We start from the raw sequence: 23,902 nt of genomic DNA, 5'->3' as shown, positions 1-23,902 counted from the left end.
TCAATAGGCCATTTCAGCCCTTTATTGTTCCCGTCTGTTATCCACAACTACCGGTCTTGATCAGTTGCGGGTAGCAGACGGAAAGTTAAGCTGCAAAAGATACGTACCTATCTGTTTGCGCATTAATTGGCGAGTAAGCGGTTTTATAAGTAACTTTCAGATACTTATAAGCCGCTGCTATGACAACAATTTTGGTTGTTGATGATGAAACCGACCTGGAACCGTTGTTAGTAAACTGGTTTCGGCGACAGATCAGACAGAATGAATATGCGTTTCACTTCGCGTCTGGCGGCGAAGAGGCGCTGGCTATTCTGAACAGTGAGCCGGCAATTGACCTGTTACTGCTGGACATCAATATGCCCGGCATGGACGGGCTGACGCTACTGGAAAAACTTCCTGTTGTGAACCCGCTGCTCAGAGCGGTGATGGTATCGGCTTATAGCGACATGGCTAACATCCGTACCGCCATGAACCGGGGCGCATTCGACTTCGTCTGCAAACCCATCTCCTTTGCCGATCTCGAACTGACCATCGAAAAAACGGCGCACCATGTGAGGCAGTTACGCGAATCGCAGCAGTTAAAAGTGATCGACGAGCTGAAAACACGCTTCTTTGACAACATCACGCATGAGTTTCGTACCCCACTGACGCTGATTCTGGCACCCGTTCAGCAATTGTTGCAGCGATTCAACGATTCGGCTGAACTGCAGCACAGCCTGGGCATGATAGAGCGGAATGCGCGCCAGCTACTGCGCCTGATCAACCAATTGCTCGACCTTGCCAAACTAGAATCAGGAAACTTACCTCTTTCGATGCAGGCTGGCGATCTGGGTACGTTCGTAGGCAACCTTGTTCAGGCATTCGAACTGGCTGCCAGAGAAAAAGCCCTGATGCTTCGCTATGAAAACGAACTGACCGATTTCTATAGCTTCGATCTAGATAAACTGGAACAGATTGTTCATAACCTGCTTTCCAACGCGCTTAAATTCACGCGGGTGGGTGAGGTGACGGTTCGGGCAACGGCAACGACGACCGGACTAAGTCTGATCGTAACGGACACCGGCATTGGCATCGTGCCTGAAAAACTACCGTACATCTTTGACCGATTTTATCAGGTGTATCATCCCAGCACTAACGGATTACCATTCGAACACGCGTATCCCGGCACCGGAATAGGTCTTGCGCTGGTAAAAGAACTGGCTGAGCTTCTGGGTGGTAGCGTTTCCGTAAGCAGCACGTTGGGTGATGGAACAACTTTTACGATCGATCTGCCACTACCTCGGGTTGACCGGGGGGAGGTAAGCGAGTGGCCTTCACGCTCGTTTACGGAGAACCTACAAGCGGTTGCGGCTGTAAATCGAGGAGACAAGGTATTGAATTCTGAAGGTGCTAGTCCTGATAAACCGCTGGTGCTGATAGTGGAAGATAATGCTGAATTAAACGCGTTCATTGCGGGTGAACTGGCCGACACCTACCGACTAATGACGGCGACAGATGGTATCGAAGGATGGGAGAGGGCCCTCGCCGAACTGCCCGACCTGGTGATTTCTGACGTGATGATGCCTGGCATGGATGGGTATCAACTAACACAGCGCCTAAAAACCGACCCGGCAACCGAGCATATTGCGGTTGTATTATTGACGGCTAAAACAGCGCACACCAGCCTGATCGAGGGGCTTACGTATGGCGCCGATGATTACATTGGCAAGCCCTTTCAGGTTGATGAACTGCGGCTTAGAATTCATAACCTGGTAGCAAGGCAGCAAGCTCTGCGGGCTCATTTCAATGCGCAACTCAGTCACCCGGATGAACCGATCGGGGGCGCAACAAGTAGCGACGCATTTATCAAAAACCTTTATACCCACCTGGAAGCGAATCTGGACGATAGTCAGTTTCGGGTTGGCGAACTGGCCGAAGCTATTGGAATGAGTCGCCGTACGCTACACCGTAAACTGACATCATTGACTGGCTTCAACGTGTCAGACCTGATTCGGCATTACCGCCTGAAACGGAGTCGCGAGTTGTTGCAACAGGGGCATAATGTATCAGAAACAGCCTATCTGGTTGGGTACGAGAGCGCGTCTCATTTCAGTACGACGTTTAAGGAGTTTTTCGGCATGACACCAACCGATCATGTGCTCAACACGTCGGCTGGGAACTGAGCAGCCTGCCTACAACGCCATTAAAACCACCCAATCTGACAGAAGAGGTATTGAACCAGATTGGGTGGTGGGTATCCGGCTAGCTAAGCTGAGATCACCCGGATACTGGCTTTCACGGTTTCCGCTTTTTCACGCAATCCATCCAGCGATGAGTCGAGCACAGTCACGTGGCCCATTTTGCGGCCGGGGCGGGTCTGTGCTTTTCCGTAGAAAAACGGCGAAACACCGGGCATAGCCAGCAACGTACCCAGCCCTTCGTACTGTGCCGGGCCGGTATGGCCGGGTTCGCCCAGCAGGTTCACCATCGCGGCGGGGCCGTGGGCCGTAGTGTCACCCAGGGGCAGGTCTAAAATGGCCCGCCAATGTTGCTCGAACTGCGACGTGCGGTTGGCCCGGATAGTGTGGTGGCCGCTGTTGTGCGGACGCGGGGCCACTTCATTGACCAGCACGTTGCCCTGCTTGTCCAGAAATAGCTCAACGGCCAACAGGCCCACAATACCATAGGCATCGGCTACCCGACGGGCAATAGCCTGTGCCTGCTCTTCTATGTCGGCCGAAATAGCGGCGGGGGCAAACAGGTACTCAACCAGGTTCAGTTCGGGGTGAAAGGCCATCTCCACCGTTGGGAAGGTACGTACGTCGCCGCTGGCGTTGCGGGCCACAATCACGGCCAGTTCTTTCTCGAAGTCAACGGCTTTTTCCAATACACCCGGCGCATCGAAGGCTTTGTCGGTATCGGTGGCAGTAGCAATGCGCTGCACGCCACGACCGTCATATCCATCACGGCCCAGCTTATGGAATGCGGGAAGCAGATCGGGTTGCTCGGCTACAAGGCGGGCTACATCGTCGCGATTTTCGGTCAGGACGAAGTCGGCGGTGGGGAGGTTGTGGTCGCGGTAAAACTGCTTCTGGGTACGTTTGTCCTGAATCTGCCGAATCACGGAGGGTTGCGGATATACCCGCTTGCCTTCGCGTTCCAGTGCTTCCAGTGCCTCCACGTTTACTTTCTCGATCTCGATCGTCAGCACATCGACCGCCTGACCGAACTGGTAAACGGTGTCGTAATCCGTGAGCGAGCCGACGGTAAACTGGGTACAAAGGTCTTTGCAGGAAGCCTGCGGGTCAGGGTCGAGACAGTGGATAACGAGGTTCCAGTCAATGCCCGCCTGAATAAGCATCAGGCCCAGCTGTCCCCCGCCAAGGATACCAATTTTCGTCATAGATTAAGAGCGTGTCACATGTCAAGTTGCAGACGGCCCGCCGCTGCAACTTGACATGTGACACTACTTGAGATTGTCAATGTTGTAATGAAGCCCCCGGTTGTCGCGGCGAGCCATAGCGGCTTTAATAACCAGGTAGGCTACCTCGATCATGTTGCGAAGTTCGGTAATCGGCACCGATACTTTCGACTGCCGGTACAACTCTTCGTGTTCGATATAGAGCAGCTCCAGCCGATCCATCGCCCGTTTCAGACGACGGTTCGAGCGCACAATGCCCACGTAGTTCGACATAATGGCTTCCAACTCCCGTTTGATTTCTGTTACCAGTACCAACTCTTCCGGATGTGTGGTGCCGCTATCGTCCCAGGCCGGAATGGCCTCGTGGAAGGCAGTCTCTTCGAATTCCTCGATCGATTTCAGGTATGCCCGGTGGCCAAACACAATGGCTTCGAGCAGCGAGTTAGAGGCCAGCCGGTTGGCCCCGTGTAGCCCTGTGCAGGCACATTCGCCCACGGCATAAAGGTGATGAATGTTGGTGCGCCCGAACTCGTCGACCCGCACGCCTCCGCACATGTAATGCTGGGCAGGCACTACTGGGATAAAATCTTTCCGGATATCGATGCCGAGCTTGTCTTTGCAGTAGGCCGTAATGTTCGGGAAATGCTCGATAAACTTCTCGTAATCGCAGTGGGTCACGTCGATGTATACGTGCTGTGAGCCGGATTTTTTCATTTCTGAGTCAATAGCGCGGGCCACAATATCGCGCGGCGCGAGCGACAGGCGAGGATCGTAGTTTTCCATAAAGGTTTCGCCCTTTACGTTTTTCAGAATACCACCAAAACCACGCACTGCCTCCGAAATCAGGAAGTTGGGTTTTTTGCCGGGTTCATACAGTGCCGTGGGGTGGAACTGGATAAACTCCATATCCTTGCAAATTCCCTTTGACCGGTACGTCATCGCAATGCCATCGCCGGTGGCAATGACCGGGTTGGTCGTGTTGGCATACACCTGTCCGATACCCCCCGTCGCCACCATCGTGGTACGCGCCAGAAACCGATCGACATGCCCGGTATTGGTGTCGAGCACATACGCGCCGAAACACTCGTTGTTGCTGTCGTAACGGTGTACGGTCTCGCCGAGGTGATGGCGGGTGATGAGGTCAACGGCGAAGTAGTGCGTGAAGATCTCGATGCTTGGGTACTGCTTCACCGCGTCGAGCAAAGCGCGTTCGATCTCCGCGCCGGTCACGTCTTTGAAGTGCAGAATCCGGAAGTCGGAGTGACCGCCTTCTTTGGCCAGGTCATAGTCACCGTCGTCTTCCTTGTCGAAGCGGGTGCCGTAGTCGATCAGTTCCTGAATGCGTTCGGGGGCTTCGCGCACCACAATCTCCACGATCTTCGGGTCGCTCAGAAAGTCGCCGGCCACCATCGTGTCCTCGATGTGCTTCTCAAACGTATCGTCTTTCGACCACACGCCGGCAATGCCACCTTGGGCGTATTTGGTGTTTGTTTCGTCGGCCTGCACTTTCGTGATCACACCGATGCGGATGGGCTGCTTTCGCTCGTCATAATAACGGGCGAGTTTGGTAGCGTAGCTAAGCCCCGCAATGCCGGAGCCGATAATAAGGTAGTCGAATTGATGGGGCATAGGGCAGGGGTCAATCCCATAAAAGTGGAACCGTATACAAGGGAAAGTTGGTGTCTTCACTAACGATTACACAACCTTCTACTGACGCTTGGGTAATAATAATTCGGTCGAACGGGTCTTTATGATGAAAAGACAGCGCTTCAACCTGGCTTGCGTGACTTGGGAGAATCGGTGAGACATCGATTCTCAATAAGGCTAGTTCATCCACGATAATCTGGGTTAGTCTGTTGATGGTTAACTGACCAAGACTTCGTTTGATAGAAACTTTCCAGATGTTAGCAATGCTAACAAACAACTGGGTATTCAGATCGTTCAATCGTGCCAACGTTGGCGCTGGAATTGCTGAGTCGTTATCCAGTAACCACAATAAGGGGTGCGTGTCTATCAGGTAGGTCATGCTACATGTACTCCTTGAAATTACCAAGGGGAACGTCGAAATCGTCAGCTATGTACGTCACCAATCCTTTAAGCGACCCAAATTGACGTGGCTCATTTTTAACAGGAACATTATCTTCTTCAAGGACAGACCGAATGCTTTTTCGCTGTTCGGGAAGCAACTTTCGAATTGCCTCTACGAACTGGGAGAACCCAATTTGAAGAGTCAGGTCCATAGCATTATGTGATTTAAGCCTAAGCCTTACTTGGACATCTCCAGCATACGCAGCACCGACGCTTCGGCTTTTACGCGGACGTCTTCAGGTACGTGAATTTCGGGGAGTTCATAATACAGCGTGTTGTACAGCTTTTCGAGCGTGTTCATCTTCATGTACGGGCACTCTGAGCAGGCGCAGGTATTGTTCTCATTGGCCGGGGCCGGAATAATCTTCTTATTCGGAACCGCCAGCCGCATCTTGTGCAGAATACCGGCTTCGGTACCCACAATGAATTCCGTTTCAGGCTGTTCAACCACGTAATTCAGCAGAGCGGTGGTAGAACCCACAAAGTCGGCGTGGATCAGAATGTGTTCCTGACACTCCGGGTGGGCGATGAACTTGGCGTTGGGGTACTTGGCCCGCAGGTCGTTCAGTTTTTCCAGCGAAATGTCGATGTGCACGATGCAGGCACCGTCCCACAGCACCATGTCGCGGCCCGTCTTTTTCGAGACAAAACGGCCCAGGTTGGCATCGGGCGCGAAGATGATCTTCTGGTCGGCGGGCAGGCTCTGCACAATCTTCAGCGCGTTCGACGAGGTGACGATGATGTCAGATAGCGCTTTGATCTCGGCCGAACAGTTGATGTACGACAGCACGATATGGTCGGGGTACTGCGCCTTGAATTCGGCGAACTTGTCGGCCGGAGCCGAGTCGGCCAGCGAACAGCCCGCGTTCATGTCGGGGATAACCACCTTCTTGTGTGGCGACAGAATCTTGGCGGTTTCGCCCATGAAATGCACGCCGCAAAACACGATCATGTCGGCCTCGGTAGCGGCCGCCTGTTGACTTAGGCCCAGGCTGTCGCCTACGAAATCGGCCAGGTCCTGAATATCTTCATCGACGTAGTAGTGGGCCAGGATGACGGCGTTTTTCTCTTCCTTCATCCGCCGGATTCCGTCGATCAGTTCCTGCTTATCTTTCGGTGCCGACCGGCTTACGTACCCAATCTGGCGAACCTCTTCTTCAATAGTGAGTGGCATTGTCATGACGGTAGAACAATTTTTTTAAGTAAAGAGGTTTGACACGTTTGGCTTTACCCCTGTCTGGACGCTGGACTATGTTGAAAAAGCCTGTTCCGAACGCTTACTTAATACGCTTTTAAACTTAAATCCAGGCTCTTGACGTGGTGCGTTAGCGCGCCCGACGAAATGTAATCGACGCCGGTTTCGGCGTAGGCACGGAGATTGTCCATGTTGATGCCGCCCGATGCCTCGGTGATGACGCGCCCATTGATGAGGCGCACCATATCCCGGAGATCAGCGGGGGCGAAGTTGTCGAGCAGCATCCGGGTCAGGTGACCGACTGCCAGGGCTTCCTCTACCTCGGCGCGGTTGCGAACTTCCACTTCGATGGGCAGATTTCGGTCTGTGTCGGCCAGGTACTGTACAGCCTGCTGCACGGCTTTAGTGAGGCTGCCAGCATAATCGACGTGGTTATCCTTGATCAGGATCATGTCGTACAGCCCGAAGCGGTGATTCACGCCGCCGCCGATTTTTACAGCCATTTTCTCACAAATACGGAAGTTTGGCGTCGTCTTTCGGGTATCGAGCAGTTTGCAGCGCGTGCCCTCCAGTACCTGCACCATCTGCCGCGTTTGTGTAGCAATACCGCTCATTCGCTGCATGCAGTTCAGCACCAGTCGTTCAGCCGTCAGGATGTTGCGGGCGTTACCGGCTACGGTCAGCACAATGTCGCCGGGCTTGATGGGGTCACCATCCCGCATCAGTACGTCGACCTGAAACGCGGGGTCTACTTCGTGGAAAATCGCGAGTGCCACCTCGACACCCGCCAAAATGCCTGCTTCTTTCACCAGCAATCGGGCGCGTTTCTGCGCATCGGCCGGAATGGTACTCAATGAGGTATGGTCGCCGTCGCCAACATCTTCGGCCAGCGCCAGGCGTATAAATTCGGATAGATTCATGGAAGGAAGTTTGAGGTTTGATGGTTGTAGCGGACCGCCACAAACGACAAACCTCAAACTGATTTTTCCGCCAAATTACGGTTTCAGTACGACTTTAATTAATCCTTTCTCCTTTGCCTGGAGGCGGTTGAACCAGTCGGCCCCTTCGGTTAAGGGAGCTTCGGCGCTTAAAATGGCTTCGACGTCTATTTTGCCACTCGAAATCAAGCTCAGGGCGGCTTCGTATTCGCCATTGATGGCGCACGATCCTTGCAGCCGGAGTTGCTGCGTGACAATGGCCTGCAACGGAATCTCGATCTTGGGACTCAGGTTGCCAACCAGCGTAATGGTGGCTCCCTTCCGGACGCAGCTGATGGCAGTTTGTACAGTTGGCGCAATACCCACCACTTCAAAGGCTACATCGGCACCGCGCCCATGGGTTAAGGCCTGTACTTGTCCAGGTACGTTATCAGCGTCGGCGCGGAAGGCATCGGTAGCACCAAGTTTCTGCGCCAGAGCCAGTCGATCATCGTCGAGGTCGATGGCGATGATCTGACTGCAACCGGCCAGTTTCAGGGCCTGAATCACGAACAGGCCAATCATGCCCGCGCCCACCACCACGGCTGAATCATTGACCTGAATGGGCGTAAGGCTCAACGCGTGCAGGGCCACGGCCACTGGCTCAACCAGCGCCGCCTGCGTAAAGCTGACTCCCTCGGGAATGGCGTAGAGAATGTGCTGCGGTACGGTGACGAACTCGGCAAACGCCCCGTTGCGGCGAAACTGCGGGGTCGACACCCCCACAACTTCGCGTCCATCGGAGAGGTTATACATCCCCCGGCGACTGTACCAGTCGTCCAGTTTATACACGGTCGAATCGAACGTCACGCGGTCGCCCACGGCCCAGTCGCGTACGTCGTCACCAATCTCGGCAATAATGCCGGAGGCTTCGTGGCCCATCACAATGGGGGGAACACGGCGGCCGGTGCTGCCATCCATGCCGTGCACATCAGAGCCGCAAATGCCCACCGCCTGTACCCGAATCAGTACGTCAGTGGGGCCGGGTTTGGGAGTAGCTACGTCCTGTAGCTCGAAGTGATTGTATTCCGTTAAGACGAGCGCTTTCATAAGACAAAGAGTAAAAGAGATAAAGAGTGAACGTGTGCGTACCCCCTAAAAAGGGGACTTCGCTTCGCTCAAGAACAGTGGTCTGAACAAGCAGCGCAAAGTCCTCTTCAGAGCGGTCCAACGTATCGGATTTAGGGGTACGCCAGTAATCACATAACTATAAACCGGATCGGTTTGGCTTTTACCCTCGCTGATAAATGCGCGTGAAGGCCTCGGCGGGAATTTGATCGAACGTACCTGACAGCAGGTGTGGATTCAGTTCGTAGGTCGTTACGTCGGGTTGCTCGTCGGGCGATTCGCCGAAGAGGTCGCGCTCCATCGGGGCCGAATACTGCTTTTTTGTCCAGACAAGGCGCTGATCGGGCGTTTTACTCCAGGCGCGGTTGTCGCCCAGCACGAGCTGTATCTTCCGCCAGTCGTCGTAGAAGTATTCCTGTAACAACGGAATAATTTTGTCGCGGAAGGTTACGCACAGGTCGGCATGAGTAGTGATGTCCATCAGGTAGGCGTGGCCGATGAGGTGGTCGCGGTCGAAGAGGTATTCGATGCGTTCGTTCATCACCTTCAGCAACGTACCTAGCTCAATCCCGTCGATATGCCCCAGCAGATCGTATTGCGGGCCCATTTCCTGAAAGGCAAACCGGCGGCGAAGTGCTATATCGAGCAAGGCGATGCTGCGATCGGCGGTGTTCATCGTGCCCAGCACGTAGAGGTTGGCCGGAACACCGAACCGATCCTGCGAGTAGGGGAGGGTCAGCCAGAGTTCGTCGGGTGCGCCGAGGCGTTTGCTGGGTTCGAGCAGCGAGATCAGATCACCCAATACCTTCGCCACGTTTGCCCGGTTAATCTCGTCGATCAGCAACACATGAGCCGGGGCACTGGCCATCTTCCGCTGCCGACGGTCGGGCTGGTCGTTCAGGCAGTCGGCCATGGTAGCATATCCGGCTTTCTGAATTGCCGCCAGACAGGCGCGGTAAAAAACACCCTTCCTGATCTTATAACTCACCTGATTGCCCAGCACCTCGGGCCGGATACCCTCCACAAATTCTTCATAGCCATACGACGGGTGAAACGTTACCACCTCGTGATCGAAGGCGTGCATGAGCCGGCGGGCACGGTAAGTTTTGCCCGTACCGGGTGGGCCGTACAGAATCAAATTCGTGGGGAAGTCGGGCCGCGCGGGTACGTAGGCGACCTTGTCTTCGGCGACCGAGTCGGCAGTGTCGTCGTGGGTACGTCCGTAGGCCAGATCGGGGTTTTCGGCTACCCGAAGTAGATCGGTCAGGAAGCCTTCGTTTTCGGCGGCAGCGTAAATGTCGGCGTTGTGCCGGGCTACGTGGGGGCCGCGTTTGGCCGTTTCCACGAGTTCGAGCAGGCAGTCTTCCCAGCAACGGCGCAGTGTCTGGTTATAGAGCAAATGCGCGTTGCTATGCCCGACAATGACCGATACGTAACCGGCTTTTTCGGTGATCGGCGCAAAATCGACCTCGGTCATCGACCGCAGTGTTTCCTGCGCATCACGTTTGATCGTCAGCCAGTATTCGGCCTCGCCGGTGCGCGGTTTATGCAGCCGCAGGGCCAGAAAGAAGTTGACGTCGGCCGAAATAGCTTTGCGGTCTTTGCGAACCGAGAATGACAAACGGGGATCGCCGTTGGGCAAGTTGACAATGTCGATCAGTTCTTTCAGCAACCCAAAAAAGCGCCGTACGGCTTCAGGCTGGCCGATTTCACGGATACGATCAATCAGGATTTGAGACGGTTGTTCAGCAATCATGCTTCACTAAGATACGCAGTTTCCGTGAATACTGCGCGGTAGGGGGCCAGGCGGGCGCAGGTCGGGTTGATTTACCAATTACCGATCTGGTAGCTGGGTTATGCTAAACTACATAACGCCCAATAAATTCTGCGTAATTAAGCGGGTAAACGCATCGAGTCTGATCAAAATGTGCCGGTAATTTCAGTAGTTAGCGCATGTATACCATTCATCCGTTAATTTATCTATCCACCTATGCGTAGGCTACTGTACACGTTGACGTTAGCTACCCTTTTCCTGAGCGTTACCTGCGCTACATCGGCAGTAGCTCAAACGGGCTTCAAACTGAATTTGCCACTGGCCAAAATGCCGGATATATCCCCCGACCGACTATTCTTCATCGACTCGGTATACGCTACCTTTCCTGATACGGCCTGTATTGGGAAGGTGTACCGGGCGGGTCTTGCAGAGGTGGCAAAGGCGTATGTCAAGGATGGTCTGAGCAGCAATATGAGTGCGTCTATTTTTTCGCACTTCCCCCAACTCAAAGACCAGCATCGCCCGGTTCGGTTGCGTGTCGATGGCTTCTCGTATGTAGAAGACCCCATTCAGGGTAACAACTTCGACGCGAACCTGACTTTTCTGCGCGCTGACAGCTTGCTTGGGTACGTTCCTTTTTATACCGCTATTCTGGATGTGGAAGTGTCGGGTATGGGCCGGGGTTCACGCATATTGGATGAACTGCTCAGGGCTATTAAGGGCATGAATACATACCTGAACAACCCAACCAAGGAACCTCCCTACCTGAGCGATTACGAAGTGAAGATGAAGAAAGCGGCCGTCGACATGAAGATGGATTCGAGCCGGTATGGCGACCGAACCAGTGAAGATAACCTGCTCACTTGCCAGAAACGCAGACCCGGTATTTACCTGACTGAAACGGACCTCATCATGAATCGTCCTGCTTTGCTGGGCGACCTGGCTGTTGAACGGCGAGACGATTTTGCGACACTGTTGCGACCCAACAAGCGCCGGGCACAATACAGATTCTTCGGTTTCAGCGACGGTCAGGATGTGTACATCAACAGCAACCTGTATGGCGGCCAGCGGGCACGGTATGCGCGGGTGCTGGAGGTTGGCCGATACCTGCTATGGCGCGACGACTTCGTAACACTCAATGAACTGACGAACCGGGCCGCAGCTGCATCGGCGGGAGGAATAGCAGGTGGCTTTATTGGTGGGTTTGTTGGTGGACTAGTCGGTGCCGCATCGACGAGTCGGAGAGATTGTATTGCTGTTGATGTGCAAACCGGGAAGCTGGTATATGTTACCTCCGGCGTACTAAAGCGTATTCTGGCCGATCAGCCAGCCTTACTGGCTGAGTATGAAGCGGCAGGTAAGCCCCGAAAATCAGATGTGATCTACGAGTATATGGTCCGTTACAACCAGGGAGCAATGGCTCGCTAGGCAGTCGGGCGCGAGAGAATGGCCGACCGTAAACTATGTTGGCGTGTCTGGCGGGAGTTGCTCAAAACCAGTCACCTGTATTTTGCGTAGTATTGAAGCGCCATTCAACCCTACTCAATGCGTTTTCATCTACCCACTCTTTTCGTTCTGGTACACCTTGCCGGGTCCGTATATAGCCAGGCTACGACAAGGGCGTTTCCGACCCGACAGCCCCAGCCCGGCTTTAAGGCAACTCACATTCAGGGTGTAGTTGAGGTTGGTGGCCTGGTCAGCGATGTGTCGCAAACGCCGTTCTGGCTGCGGACAAACCAGTACGGCATTGTGCCATTGGGCGGTTCGGCGGGTACGCTGCGGGCCAGCGCTTTTCGGGAGTATCAGTCCGATTCGACGGCGACCGCAACTAGGAAAGGGTCCCAATTCGACTGGGGGTTTGGGCTATCGGTTGTTGGGAATACGGGGCCGACCAATCTATCCAATGGAAACCTGAACGATGCCCGGCAGGTGCTCTGGCCGGAGGTATTCGCTAAAGTGCGGTTCGGGCAGTTCGAGGTATTTGCGGGTCGGCGGCGCGAGGTGTATGGGCTGGGCGATACCACGCTCACGTCGGGGTTTGTGGCCTGGTCGGGTAATGCGTTACCATTTCCGAAAGTACAGGTGCACACGCCCAATTTTGTGCCCATCAAGTGGTTGAAGAATGCCGTTGCTTTTCGGGCCGGGTACGCGCATGGCTGGTTCACTCAACCAAACATCCAGGGTGCCATGCTCCACCAGAAATATGCGTACCTACGGTTTGGCAAACCAACAGCTAAGCTCACTTTTACCACCGGCCTGAACCATCAGGCGCAGTGGGGAGGCTCGGCCGACTACCTACGGGGCACTATCTTTTCAACTACGGGCCAGCTTCCATCCACTCTGCGTGATTATGTGTCGGTCGTGCTGGGAATCTACCCGGAGGCCATCGCCAATGATCGCTTCACCAACTTCGACGGCACCAATCGCCTGGGCAATCATGTAGGGAGTATTGATTTTGCGTTCGACTGGAAAAATGATCGTCACGGGCTACAACTATACCACCAGCATATCTACGAAGATGCATCGGGCATTGCGTTTCAGAACGTACCCGACGGCTTGACAGGTTTGAGCTGGCGCAACCTGCGCCGTGACCGGTCAGGTACGTTGCAGGTTACCCGCCTGGTGCTCGAACTCTTAACCACAACCGATCAGTCGGGTACTACCTTCGATTTTAATCAATCGTTTCAAGGGCGCGATAACTACTTCAATCATGGGCAGTATGTGCAGGGCTGGAGCTATCAGGCCCGCACCATTGGCACCCCGTTTATTGCCCCCCGTACCACATTTTCGCCAGAGGTGAATGCCAATGAAGGCGGTGGCTATTTCCCGAACAATCGGTTGGTGATGTGGCATATTGGGGCTGAGGCACTGCTCAGGCAAGCGATTCGGCTGACAACCCGGGTGTCGTGGAGCCGTAATTTTGGTGGATACGACCAGGCCTTTACGGCACCGTACCAGCAGGTATCGGCAATGTTGGCTGGCCAGGGGCGGCTACCCCGGTTACCGAACGTATGGCTCACCACCTCGCTGGCTATTGACCGCGGTGAATTGTATCCTGCTTCATTTGGCGGTTTTCTAAGTCTGCAAAAGCGTTGGTAACATACCCTAATAGACCGCTTACCTGGCCGTAGGCTACTATTTTTAATTTTCTTTTAACGGATTAAATCCAGGAGGCTGAGTATGTCGTATGAATCTCCGTTGGGACTTCTCCCGGCTATAATTCTATTCAGACTAAACACTCAACTACTATGCGAGTTAACCGACTACATATCAAATCATTGGTAGCAGGGTTATGCCTGCTTTTCGCGGCGACTAGCTGTGATCACCGCACAGAACCAAATCCGGCCACGCTACCCGACCAGGTCGTTTACGCACTCAACAACGCGAATCAGTTGCTCCAGTTGAACATCAGAAGTTCAAATTCACCGATGGCAACTACTACCATCACGGGGGTTGATGCGGGAAATGGAGAGCGTATACTATCGATCGATTTTCGGCCTGCTACCGGTCAGTTATACGGTGTGAGCAACCAGAGTCGTCTGTTTGTGATCAATCCGGCCACAGCCGTAGCCCGCCCAATTGCCACAACGGCATTCAGCCCGGCTATTTCGGGATCAATCGTGTCTATTGATTTCAACCCAACCGTCGATCGTATTCGGCTTGTTACTAACACCGGGCAGAACCTGCGTCTCAACCCTGAAACGGGTGCTGTAGCCGTTACTGACGGGGGCATCAACGGGGTAACCGGTGCGGCTATCGGTGGTGTTGCTTATACCAACAGCCAGGCCGGTGCTACCTCGACAACTTTATATGATATCGACCCGGCCACTGATCGCCTGTACATTCAGAACCCACCCAACAACGGTATGCTGGCTGATGTAGGGCCGCTTGGTTTGAACATCACCGATGCTGTAGGCTTCGATATTTCCTCGACTGACAACTCGCAGGGACTGGCGGCGGTGACCTTCAATGGTGCATCGGAGTTGCAGCAGATCAACCTGGCAACGGGTCGCCTGCAAAAGCTGGGTAATCTGCCCGGCACTATCATTGGCCTGGCTATTCCAACCACACCGGTGGCCTACGCTATCGACGGTGGAACGAATAACCTGCTCATATTCAACCCGAACAGTCCATCTTCGGTCGTAACTAAAACAATTACCGGTCTGCAATCAGGTGAAACAATCCTTGGTATCGACTCGCGGCCAGTCAACGGTCAGCTGTTTATGCTGGGCAGCAGCAGCCGTCTGTATGTGGTTGGTGTGAACGCCACGACCGCCTGGACAGCTACGCAGGTTGGAACTGCCGGTGCATTTACGCTGTCAGGTACAGAGTTCGGGTTCGATTTTAACCCAACCGTCGACCGGATCCGGGTTATCAGCAACACGGGTCAAAACCTGCGCTTGAACCCAAATGACGGTACGCTGACTTTAGCTGATGGCTCACTGACGTTTGCGCCAATGACCGGAACGCCTAATGTATCGGCTGGTGCCTATACGAACAACTTCGCAGGGGCCACCACAACGGTGTTGTATGATATTGATGTGCGGGCTGGCGGTGCTATGCTCTTCAAGCAAGACCCACCAAACAACGGTGTACTGGTTAGTGTAGGCTCGTTGGGTGTCGATGTTGAAAGCGCCAATGGCTTTGATATTGGTGGCACAAGCGGTATGGCTTATGCCCTATTGCGGACTACCGGCGTAACGCGGGTATACACCATCAACCTGACCACAGGGGCTGCAACAGCCATGATGCCAATACCTGGTAACCCTAACCCACGTGGCTTTACCCTGGGCTTAGGTTTCTAGGCACGTACCTAACGTACCTGACAGGCCAGCGCCAACCCTGCAAGGGGGGAGCGCTGGCCTTTTTTGTGTCGGATTAGGGGATATATCAGCCTAATCATAATACGATTAACCACGGTGAAACTTTATACGGCTCTTCTGGTTTGTTATATTGTGCACAATAAGATTGTAAACAATGAAACAACTGCTGCTGCAAAATCAACTCTGTTTTCCGCTTTACGCGCTGTCGAGGCAGGTAACGGCGTTGTATCGGCCGTTGCTTGAAAAGCTGGAACTGACTTATCCGCAATACCTGGTGCTACTGGTGCTGTGGGAGGCCGATGACAAAACGGTAGGGGAAATCGGCGACAGGCTGCTGCTTGACTCAGGTACGTTGACACCCCTGTTGAAACGGTTGGAGCAGAAGAAACTCATTACCCGGCAGCGTAATCCCGCCGACGAACGCCAGGTGACCATCCGCTTGACCGATGCAGGCCGAAATCTTCGGGAGAAAGCCGCCGATATCCCAGCGCAGTTGCTGGCTGGCTTGCAAACAGACAACCAGCAGACCAGCAGCCTATATCAGCAATTGGTCAGCCTATTACACCAGATTTCATCCATACAGTCAACCACTAATAACGAATAAGACCATGTTTCAATCAATCTACACCGCACAGGCTACGGCCACTGGCGGACGCGATGGCCATGTAACGTCATCTGATCAGGTACTGAATCTCGATGTGCGCGTGCCCCGCGAAATGGGTGGTGCGGGCGGTGCCTACACCAATCCCGAGCAGTTATTCGCCGCTGGCTATGCGGCCTGTTTCGACAGTGCCTTAGGGCTGGTTACCCGGATGGCAAAAGTGAAAACCGGCATCACCACCGTAACCGCCGATGTCAGCATTGGTAAGCTGGATGCGGGCGGGTTTGGCCTAGCCGTGACGCTTAACGTGAACGTACCTGGCGTTGAGCAGGCGGTTGCTGAAGAACTGGTGCAGAAAGCCCATCAGGTTTGCCCATACTCAAACGCAACACGCGGCAACATCGACGTGGCGCTGACCGTAACAACCAACGACACAGCAGTACCGGCATGAGCGACCATCAGATCCTATTAGCCTCACGTCCCAAGGGGATGCCCGATGCGACTAACTTCAGCGTAGAGGTCGTTACGCTGCCTGAATTGCAGGCGGGCGACGTGCTGATCGAGCCCACGTACTTCTCGGTTGACCCCTATATGCGGGGCCGGATGAACGAAGGCAAATCATACATTGCACCGTTCGAGGTCGGTCAGCCGCTGGTTGGCGGGGCCGTTGCCAGGGTTGTCGAGAGTCTGACCGATGGGATCGCCGCTGGCGACCTGGTGACGGGTAGCCTGCCGTGGGCAACGCGGGCGGTGGTGCCGGGTAAGTCGCTGAAAAAGATCGACGCCAGCTTGGCGCCAGCCAGTTATTACCTCGGTATTCTGGGTATGCCCGGCCTGACGGCCTATTTCGGTCTGCTCGACATCGGTAACCCGCAGCCCGGCGAAACCGTGGTGGTGTCGGGTGCGGCCGGTGCTGTGGGCATTATTGTGGGGCAGATCGCTAAAATCAAAGGTGCCCGAGTAGTAGGGATTGCCGGTTCCGACGATAAGATTGCCCTGCTGAAAGATGGGTTCGGCTTCGACGCGGTGGTGAACTACAAAACCGCTGGTGACCTGTCTGCGGCCATTGCCAAGGCCTGTCCCAATGGCGTAGATGTATATTTCGATAATGTAGGTGGCGACGTTTCTGATGCGGTGATCAAGCACCTGAACTTCCACGCCCGTATTCCTCTTTGCGGTCAGATTGCCCTGTACAACACCACCGACGTACCGATGGGCCCCCGGATTCAGCCTATGTTATTAACCCGTAGCGTGCTGATGAAAGGCTTTACGATCGGTAACTACCAGGCGCGTTTTGGCGAAGGTATCAAGCAACTGGCTGCGTGGGTTGGCGAAGGTAAACTCCGGTATACCGAAACAACCATTAAAGGGTTTGACAAATTACCTGAAGCTCTACTTGGCCTGTTTTCGGGCCAAAACACTGGTAAAATGATCGTCGAAGTGTAGCGGCGTTTACCTGTATAGTATCTAAAAAAGGCCAGCTTGTATAGTACGAGCTGGCCTTTCCCGTGTAGAAGGTAGCCGTAATTAGGCATGGTTTTAGCTTGTTAAGCTATTTAATCAATAGATTTAAATATGTTAAATTGCTGCTGCTTACCGTAATCAGCCTTGTTACTTCAGCCTCTACAGTCGAATGTTAAGACCTATACCAGCTCAGTGTTATGTTGTCCAAGTAGTTAAAGACAACTACAACCTACCTACGTCTATTGATACCACGTGTCCGCACTGCCGCCGCCAGGTGAATTTGTCGCTCCCGTGGGACAATCCCAAAACCTATGTAGTTGAGCATTGCAGCGCACACTGCCCGGCCTGCCAGCAAACCACTACGCTCATTCTGCTTACTGATGCCAGCCCTGGTAAGGGGGGCGTTCGCACGGGGCAGTTGTTCATCACTCCCGGCGACGATGTCCGGCAGCCGCTTACGGGGATTGCCGAAACCAACAAAATTGAAGACGGGCTAAAACGGGCTTACTTTTCAACCATCAACGTGCTGAACGCGCAGGAATGGACGGCCACTACTATTTTGTGCCGGCGCGTACTGGAAGGCATCACAAAATCCATCGTTTCGGAAGAGCACAAAAACAAGAACCTGCCTACGCAGATACGGGCATTGCTCACCCAACTCGATCTGTCGAAGCCGATCTCAACTCTGGCCGATGCGATCAGGAAAGGCGGTACCATTGGTGCACACTTCGAACTGGAAAAAGAGCCTAACCAGGAAACAGCCTCGCTTATGGTCGACCTGCTCGATGACCTCATCGAGTACATTTTCATTCTCCCCGGCCGGATTCAGCAGTTACATGACAAGATGGAAAAGCTATCGGATTCAAAACCGGCTACGCTACCTCATGCTGGCGTCAATTTGAACGGCGCTGCCAAATCAGTGAAGACGGAGTGAAGTTGAGGAGCTCTTCGCCAAACGCAGGTACGTTAGCTGGTAACAGAACCTGTTGCCGAATCATACGGAATCCCTCATTTGCTTTATATCTAGCCGGTTCGTTCAGTACCTACTGACATAATTACCATTTATACAACAGCAGCTACAACGTTTGTCCGCTTGTGAGGGTCTATCAGGAAAGTTAACGTGAATCTCCTAAGCTATGAATAAACTTATTACTCTCACTGCACTGATCTGTCTCGCTCTCCAATGTGAAACTAAGCAGGCAAGCCCTGAACCTGAGTCAGGAGTGTTAACCTGTGGCGTAAAAGACCCTGCTAAAGAACTCGCTTGGTTAAGGGATATTATCACAAAAGCCGAAGCAGATCGAACTACCAAAACGTATTCGGGTAACTACATTGGGACAATTTATTTGGAGAAATTCAATGATAAAGATGTCTTCCATACTGATATGGCAATGGGAAGCGGAGGCTTAGCGATGCGGGTCTACTATTGTGATGGTCAATCAGTTTCATTTACCGACAATGACCAAATGTTAGCCTTTGTTCGCTCTCTTAAGAAAACAAATTTGATCTATACCAATACGCCTTGACTTACTAAAGCGAATTGAATTACAAGTGGAAACTCAAAATAGATTCAGTTCCCCTATTTCTAATTTCAATCACATAACACACTGTGAGTTAGCTGACACTGCTGGAAAATGTACAGTTAAAGTGCTATCTAGCTGCTTCTATTTTAGATAGAAAGCCAACTGTTAGGTGAAAAGAAAATACGCCCTGTTAATGTCGAGAAGTGCGGCTAAAACAAGATCGGCCAACGTAACCAGATGATACAGGTACGTTGGCCGATTTCTTTATTCCCAGCACTCGCCGCTGGTTGTGGTCACTTTGAGCAAAACGATATTTGGATCGTCTTTGCCTTCGGGAAACCAGTCCAGTAGTGAATCGGTCCACAACTGGTTGACTTTATCCTGATCAGTAACGATCTCTGCCTGTCCCGATGTCGCTACCGACACGTGGGTTTCGGGATTAGAGAAACCGAGGGCTACGGCGGGCTGCTGGCGGATATGACTCACCTTGTTGGAGTCGTTGTGGGTGAAGAACCACATGGTGCCATCGGCATCCAGTTGGTGAGTAGCCATAGGCCGGGTACGTAGCTGACCGCCCTTATCCTGGGTGGTAAGCATGGCGACGCGTATTTGATCAATGTTGCGCTTGATGGAATCAAATTCCTCAGGGCTAAGATTAGCAGGAGCAGACATAAAGTGTGAGCTATCAGTGAATACAGATAAGCTCAGTGAAGCTCGAAAGGTTTTACCACAAACAGGTCATTGGTAAAGTTATCCTACCTTTCAACTCGGCTAAAAGTAGAATCGGCCAACGTACCCGACTAATTTAGGTACGTTGGTCGATCGGTTTGGCAACTAAAAAGCCCTACCGGCTCAACTACAAATTACGCTTGGCGTAGCTCTTTTGGAAGAAATTGTCGGTGAGGTTGTCGATTAGCAGGGCCGGCTCATCGATAGACGCCTCCGCTCGTTAGCCATATTCAGCAACTTCACCATGGAGGCAATTGGCATGACTATTTCTTGTAGACAAAATAAGTCAGTGAGAAAGAGGCTATGAAGAAGGCTATACTGCCCCCAAATGTCCAAAGGCATAGCCTGGCTTTTCGCTTCCTTTCGTCGGGTAAATCGTCAAAGGAAGAGACAACAACAGACGGTTTTATAACATACCGATACAGGAGAAAGTATAATCCAGACGTTACAACAAAAGCCTCTAAGTAAGTAGGTTTGAACGGTCCATAAATCCTGACTTTCAGGGTAATTAGCAGTAGTATGAGGCTGAAGTAGTAAAGGTAAAAAGTTACTGCTAACCGTAAATTCAGAAGACTTCTAGCCGTTTCCACTGACTCGTACTTTATACAATAATAATAGAGCCCCTGATATACATCGTTAATGAACTTCGCTGGTTTGCTCATTGATTTGTCTGGAAAACACTAGCCGCTGATTATGTCCTGTAATCAGCGGTTAGCAGTACTGGTAGCGGCAATGTAGCTAAAACTAAAATGGGCCAACGTACCCAGATAACTCAGGTACGTTGGCCCATTTTAGTTTCCCATTAAAAAGCTCTACCGGCTCAAATACAGATTGCGCTCGGCGTAGACTTTCTGGAAGAAATCGTCGGTGAGGTCATCGATAAAGTAAATGCCTTCGCCAGTCGATTTCATTTCGGGGCCTAACTCCTTATTCACATTCGGGAATTTGCTGAACGAGAACACTGGAATCTTGATGGCGTACCCCTTCTTCACAGGGTTGAACGTGAAGTCGGTTACCTTGGCGCCCAGCATTACTTTCGTGGCGTAATTCACATACGGCTCCTGGTAGGCTTTGCAGATGAACGGCACCGTGCGGCTGGCGCGTGGGTTGGCCTCGATCACGTATACCTTCTCGTCTTTGATGGCGAACTGAATGTTGATCAGTCCTTTCGTTTGCAGCGCCACGGCAATCTTCTTCGTGTACTCTTCAATCTGCCGAATCACGTTTTCGCTCAGGTCAAAGGTAGGCAGCAGGGCATACGAGTCGCCCGAGTGGATACCCGCCGGTTCGATATGCTCCATTACGCCGATGATGTACACGTTTTCACCGTCGCAGATCGCGTCCGATTCGGCTTCGATCGCGTTTTCGAGGAAGTGGTCGAGCAGGATGTTATTGTCGGGAATATCGCTCAGGATCTTCATCACGTGCTGCTCCAGCTCCGTTTCGTTGATCACGATCTTCATGCTCTGACCACCCAACACATAGCTTGGGCGAACCAGCAACGGGAAGCCCAGATCACGTGACAGCTCGATAGCCGCTTCTGACTCGCGTACAGTACCGAACTTCGGATACGGAATGTCGAGGTCGTGCAACAGGCTAGAGAACCGGCCCCGGTCTTCGGCCAGGTCGAGGGCATCCCAGCTGGTACCGATGATCTTGATGCCATAGCGGGTCAGTTTCTCGGCCATTTTCAGTGCCGTCTGGCCACCCAACTGCACAATCACACCCTCAGGCTGCTCGTGCATGATGATCGCGTGGACGTGCTCCCAGAATACCGGCTCGAAATACAGCTTGTCGGCAATATCGGGGTCAGTCGAAACGGTTTCAGGGTTACAGTTGATCATGATCGTCTCGTAACCCGCTTCCTTCGCGGCCAGTACGCCGTGAACACACGAGTAATCAAACTCGATGCCCTGACCGATCCGGTTTGGGCCTGATCCTAGGATCACGACCTTTTTTCGGTCAGACCGGATAGACTCGTTACCGGGCAGATCCGAAACGGGTTCGGGCCGGTCGAGGGTGATGGGCAACTGGTTGTTGAAGGTCGAGTAGTAGTACGGGGTTTTGGCCTCGAACTCGGCCGCGCAGGTGTCTACGCATTTAAACACCCGCCGGATATTGTGGTCCTGCCGATACTGGTAAATCTTGCTTTCACGTACCTGGAGAATATGCGCCAGCTGACGGTCGGCGTAGCCTTTCTGCTTGGCGGTGCGCAGCAGTTCGGGTGGCAGGTCGTCGAGGTCGTATTTCTCAATTTCGCGCTCCAGTTCAATCAGTTCTTCGATCTGATGCAGGAACCAGGGGTCAATCCGGGTCAGCTTGCGAATGGTGCTGAACGACATACCCGCCTTGAACGCATCGTAAATGTGGAACAAGCGGTTCCAGCTTGGATGCTCCAGGCTTTGCTTCAACGCCGTGATATCAGACAGCTCACGTCCGTCGGCACCAAGGCCGTTGCGGCGAATTTCGAGCGACTGACAGGCTTTTTGCAGGGCTTCCTGGAAATTCCGGCCAATACCCATGGCTTCGCCTACCGATTTCATCTGCAAGCCCAGCGACCGGTCGGCCCCCGGGAACTTATCGAAGTTCCAGCGCGGTACCTTCACGATCACGTAGTCGATGGCCGGTTCGAAGAAGGCCGACGTGGTGCCCGTGATTGGGTTGATCAATTCATCGAGGTTATACCCAACAGCCATCTTCGCCGAAATTTTGGCGATGGGGTAGCCCGTTGCTTTCGACGCCAGGGCCGACGACCGGCTCACGCGTGGGTTCACTTCGATCACAATGATATCGTCGGTTTCGGGATTAACCGAGAACTGAATGTTACAGCCACCTGCAAACTGCCCGATACCGTTCATTACCCGAATCGACAGGTCGCGCATTTTTTGGTAGAGCGTGTCGGGCAGGGTCATGGCCGGGGCTACCGTAATGGAGTCGCCGGTGTGGATGCCCATCGGGTCGAAGTTCTCGATCGAGCAGATGATGATGAAGTTCCCGTTGCCGTCGCGCAGCAGTTCGAGTTCGTACTCTTTCCAGCCCATTACGCTCTGCTCCACCAGTACCTCATGCACAGGCGAGGCGTGCAGGCCAGCCGTTAGGGCTTTGTCGAAGTCTTCAGCTACGTTCACGAATCCGCCGCCGGTGCCACCAAGGGTGAACGACGGACGAATAACGAGCGGAAAGCCAATCTCCTGGGCAATTTCTTTGCCTTCCAGGAATGACCGGGCGGTGCGGCCTTTGCAGACACCCGCGCCCAGTTCAAGCATCAGTAACCGGAATTTCTCGCGGTCTTCGGTGGTTTCGATCGCCTTGATGTCAACACCGATGATCTTTACGTCATATTTCGCCCAGATACCGGCCTTGTCACAGTCGATGGCCAGATTCAGAGCCGTCTGGCCACCCATCGTCGGCAGTACCGCATCGATAGGGCGACCCATGGCCCGGTGTTTCTCCAGAATCTCGACGATTGACTTTTTCTCCAGCGGCAGCAGATACACATGATCGGCGTTGATCGGGTCAGTCATGATCGTAGCCGGGTTGGAGTTGATCAGTGCTACCTCGATGCCTTCTTCACGAATGGAGCGGGCCGCCTGTGACCCGGCATAATCGAATTCGCAGGCCTGACCGATAACGATGGGGCCTGAGCCAATGATAAGAACCGAGCGTATTGAGGAATTTTTTGGCATGATTGGGCCGAAAAAGAACAGATGGGACGATGGACAACAACGAGCCGATTCTGACCGATTACCCCAGAAGGGTATGGGCAAAAATCCCGCAAAAGTACGGGCTACAGGCAGGCAAACCAACGATACCCTTCATTAAATTCCAGGTAAAGACATTGGTATCTATGGAATAGAACCGCTGTTTGCTAATGTTTGTCAGGTATGTAGGCTGGAGCCGATGGTTCCTGTTTATAAAAAAACGGTGTTCCAGGTTTATGCCTTGGAACACCGTTGACTGATAGGATGAGGCTAGCGAAGCCACTCTTACGAGCGGCTGCCATTGCGGCTGCTGCTGTGGCCTGAGTGCCCATGACCGCCCCGCTCCTCGGCTAGGTCGGCAGTCGACTTACCGTTTGTTTCCGGGTTGTGATCGTCTTCGGGCCCTTGCTTGGTCTTGTTCGATTCCTGCATAGTCCGCTCGCCGTTGGGGCGGGTAAAGCTCGTGTCGTGCGCTTCGTTGTTGCGGGTACGTTCGTCGTGCGGCTGTTTGTCGTTCGACCCTGGTTGGTCCGTTGTTTTGTTGGTAGCCATGGGTATA

20 protein-coding genes are annotated in these 23,902 nt (G+C 53.2%); 9 read left to right on the top strand and 11 right to left on the bottom strand.

The window, feature by feature from the left end; genetic code table 11:
* Window positions 1-179: 179 nt before the first annotated feature.
* Window positions 180-2,162 carry a response regulator gene (locus tag F7231_RS10405; protein WP_166691832.1) on the top strand — a complete coding sequence of 661 codons (1,983 nt, stop codon included), beginning with the start codon at window positions 180-182 and terminating at the stop codon, window positions 2,160-2,162.
* Between the two features lie 83 nt (window positions 2,163-2,245).
* Here the strand turns inward: F7231_RS10405 and F7231_RS10400 are convergent, their stop codons facing one another.
* The 8 genes from F7231_RS10400 to F7231_RS10365 all read right to left on the bottom strand — a co-directional run bounded on the left by F7231_RS10400 (window position 2,246) and on the right by F7231_RS10365 (window position 10,484).
* Window positions 2,246-3,382, bottom strand: coding sequence for a 5-(carboxyamino)imidazole ribonucleotide synthase (locus F7231_RS10400; protein ID WP_166691831.1), 1,137 nt, complete (start codon window positions 3,380-3,382; stop codon window positions 2,246-2,248).
* Between the two features lie 63 nt (window positions 3,383-3,445).
* Window positions 3,446-5,029, bottom strand: a complete 1,584-nt coding sequence (gene nadB, locus F7231_RS10395) for an L-aspartate oxidase (protein WP_166691830.1) — start codon at window positions 5,027-5,029, stop codon at window positions 3,446-3,448.
* 10 nt (window positions 5,030-5,039) lie between these two features.
* On the bottom strand, window positions 5,040-5,426 hold the full coding sequence (locus F7231_RS10390) for a type II toxin-antitoxin system VapC family toxin (RefSeq protein ID WP_166691829.1): 387 nt from the start codon (window positions 5,424-5,426) through the stop codon (window positions 5,040-5,042).
* A gap of 1 nt (window position 5,427) precedes the next feature.
* The gene (locus tag F7231_RS27230) at window positions 5,428-5,640 is read right to left on the bottom strand and encodes a hypothetical protein (protein ID WP_208295573.1); all 213 of its coding nucleotides are present in this window, start codon (window positions 5,638-5,640) and stop codon (window positions 5,428-5,430) included.
* Window positions 5,641-5,666: 26 nt separating this feature from the next.
* Complete coding sequence (nadA, locus tag F7231_RS10380; RefSeq protein WP_208295572.1) at window positions 5,667-6,668, bottom strand: quinolinate synthase NadA; 1,002 nt, start codon at window positions 6,666-6,668, stop codon at window positions 5,667-5,669.
* 101 nt (window positions 6,669-6,769) lie between these two features.
* Window positions 6,770-7,603 (bottom strand): carboxylating nicotinate-nucleotide diphosphorylase, encoded by an 834-nt coding sequence (gene nadC / locus F7231_RS10375; RefSeq protein ID WP_085410991.1) that lies wholly within the window; start codon window positions 7,601-7,603, stop codon window positions 6,770-6,772.
* 75 nt (window positions 7,604-7,678) lie between these two features.
* Window positions 7,679-8,710 (bottom strand): galactitol-1-phosphate 5-dehydrogenase, encoded by a 1,032-nt coding sequence (locus F7231_RS10370; RefSeq protein WP_085410990.1) that lies wholly within the window; start codon window positions 8,708-8,710, stop codon window positions 7,679-7,681.
* 181 nt (window positions 8,711-8,891) lie between these two features.
* Window positions 8,892-10,484, bottom strand: coding sequence for an McrB family protein (locus tag F7231_RS10365; RefSeq protein WP_166691827.1), 1,593 nt, complete (start codon window positions 10,482-10,484; stop codon window positions 8,892-8,894).
* 234 nt (window positions 10,485-10,718) lie between these two features.
* Here F7231_RS10365 and F7231_RS10360 point away from each other — a divergent pair, with 234 nt between their 5' ends.
* The 8 genes from F7231_RS10360 to F7231_RS10325 all read left to right on the top strand — a co-directional run bounded on the left by F7231_RS10360 (window position 10,719) and on the right by F7231_RS10325 (window position 18,916).
* Window positions 10,719-11,930 carry a DUF6563 family protein gene (locus F7231_RS10360; protein ID WP_166691826.1) on the top strand — a complete coding sequence of 404 codons (1,212 nt, stop codon included), beginning with the start codon at window positions 10,719-10,721 and terminating at the stop codon, window positions 11,928-11,930.
* Window positions 11,931-12,047: 117 nt separating this feature from the next.
* Window positions 12,048-13,601 (top strand): capsule assembly Wzi family protein, encoded by a 1,554-nt coding sequence (locus F7231_RS10355; RefSeq protein ID WP_166691825.1) that lies wholly within the window; start codon window positions 12,048-12,050, stop codon window positions 13,599-13,601.
* Window positions 13,602-13,750: 149 nt separating this feature from the next.
* Window positions 13,751-15,307, top strand: a complete 1,557-nt coding sequence (locus F7231_RS10350) for a DUF4394 domain-containing protein (protein WP_166691824.1) — start codon at window positions 13,751-13,753, stop codon at window positions 15,305-15,307.
* Window positions 15,308-15,479: 172 nt separating this feature from the next.
* Window positions 15,480-15,929: a MarR family winged helix-turn-helix transcriptional regulator gene (locus F7231_RS10345; protein ID WP_085410985.1), complete on the top strand. Its 450-nt coding sequence runs from the start codon at window positions 15,480-15,482 to the stop codon at window positions 15,927-15,929.
* 4 nt (window positions 15,930-15,933) lie between these two features.
* Window positions 15,934-16,377: an organic hydroperoxide resistance protein gene (locus F7231_RS10340; RefSeq protein ID WP_166691823.1), complete on the top strand. Its 444-nt coding sequence runs from the start codon at window positions 15,934-15,936 to the stop codon at window positions 16,375-16,377.
* Complete coding sequence (locus tag F7231_RS10335; RefSeq protein WP_166691822.1) at window positions 16,374-17,372, top strand: NADP-dependent oxidoreductase; 999 nt, start codon at window positions 16,374-16,376, stop codon at window positions 17,370-17,372. The genes F7231_RS10340 and F7231_RS10335 overlap by 4 nt, the downstream gene beginning before the upstream one ends.
* A gap of 292 nt (window positions 17,373-17,664) precedes the next feature.
* Entirely contained in the window at window positions 17,665-18,324 is a 660-nt protein-coding gene (locus F7231_RS10330; RefSeq protein WP_166691821.1) for a DUF4145 domain-containing protein, read from the top strand.
* A 202-nt stretch (window positions 18,325-18,526) separates the two neighbouring features.
* Window positions 18,527-18,916 (top strand): hypothetical protein, encoded by a 390-nt coding sequence (locus tag F7231_RS10325; RefSeq protein WP_166691820.1) that lies wholly within the window; start codon window positions 18,527-18,529, stop codon window positions 18,914-18,916.
* A gap of 261 nt (window positions 18,917-19,177) precedes the next feature.
* On the opposite strand, the gene F7231_RS10320 is transcribed toward F7231_RS10325, so the two are convergent.
* The 3 genes from F7231_RS10320 to F7231_RS10310 form a co-directional block, all read right to left on the bottom strand.
* Window positions 19,178-19,585: a pyridoxamine 5'-phosphate oxidase family protein gene (locus F7231_RS10320; RefSeq protein ID WP_166691819.1), complete on the bottom strand. Its 408-nt coding sequence runs from the start codon at window positions 19,583-19,585 to the stop codon at window positions 19,178-19,180.
* Window positions 19,586-20,454: 869 nt separating this feature from the next.
* Window positions 20,455-23,328, bottom strand: coding sequence for a carbamoyl-phosphate synthase large subunit (gene carB / locus F7231_RS10315; RefSeq protein WP_166691818.1), 2,874 nt, complete (start codon window positions 23,326-23,328; stop codon window positions 20,455-20,457).
* A 300-nt stretch (window positions 23,329-23,628) separates the two neighbouring features.
* Window positions 23,629-23,895 (bottom strand): hypothetical protein, encoded by a 267-nt coding sequence (locus F7231_RS10310; protein ID WP_085410977.1) that lies wholly within the window; start codon window positions 23,893-23,895, stop codon window positions 23,629-23,631.
* Window positions 23,896-23,902: the final 7 nt, after the last annotated feature.

This window comes from Fibrivirga algicola, assembly GCF_011742925.1.
Classification (GTDB): Bacteria; Bacteroidota; Bacteroidia; order Cytophagales; family Spirosomataceae; genus Fibrella; species Fibrella algicola.
This window is presented reverse-complemented; position numbering and strand designations above follow the sequence as displayed.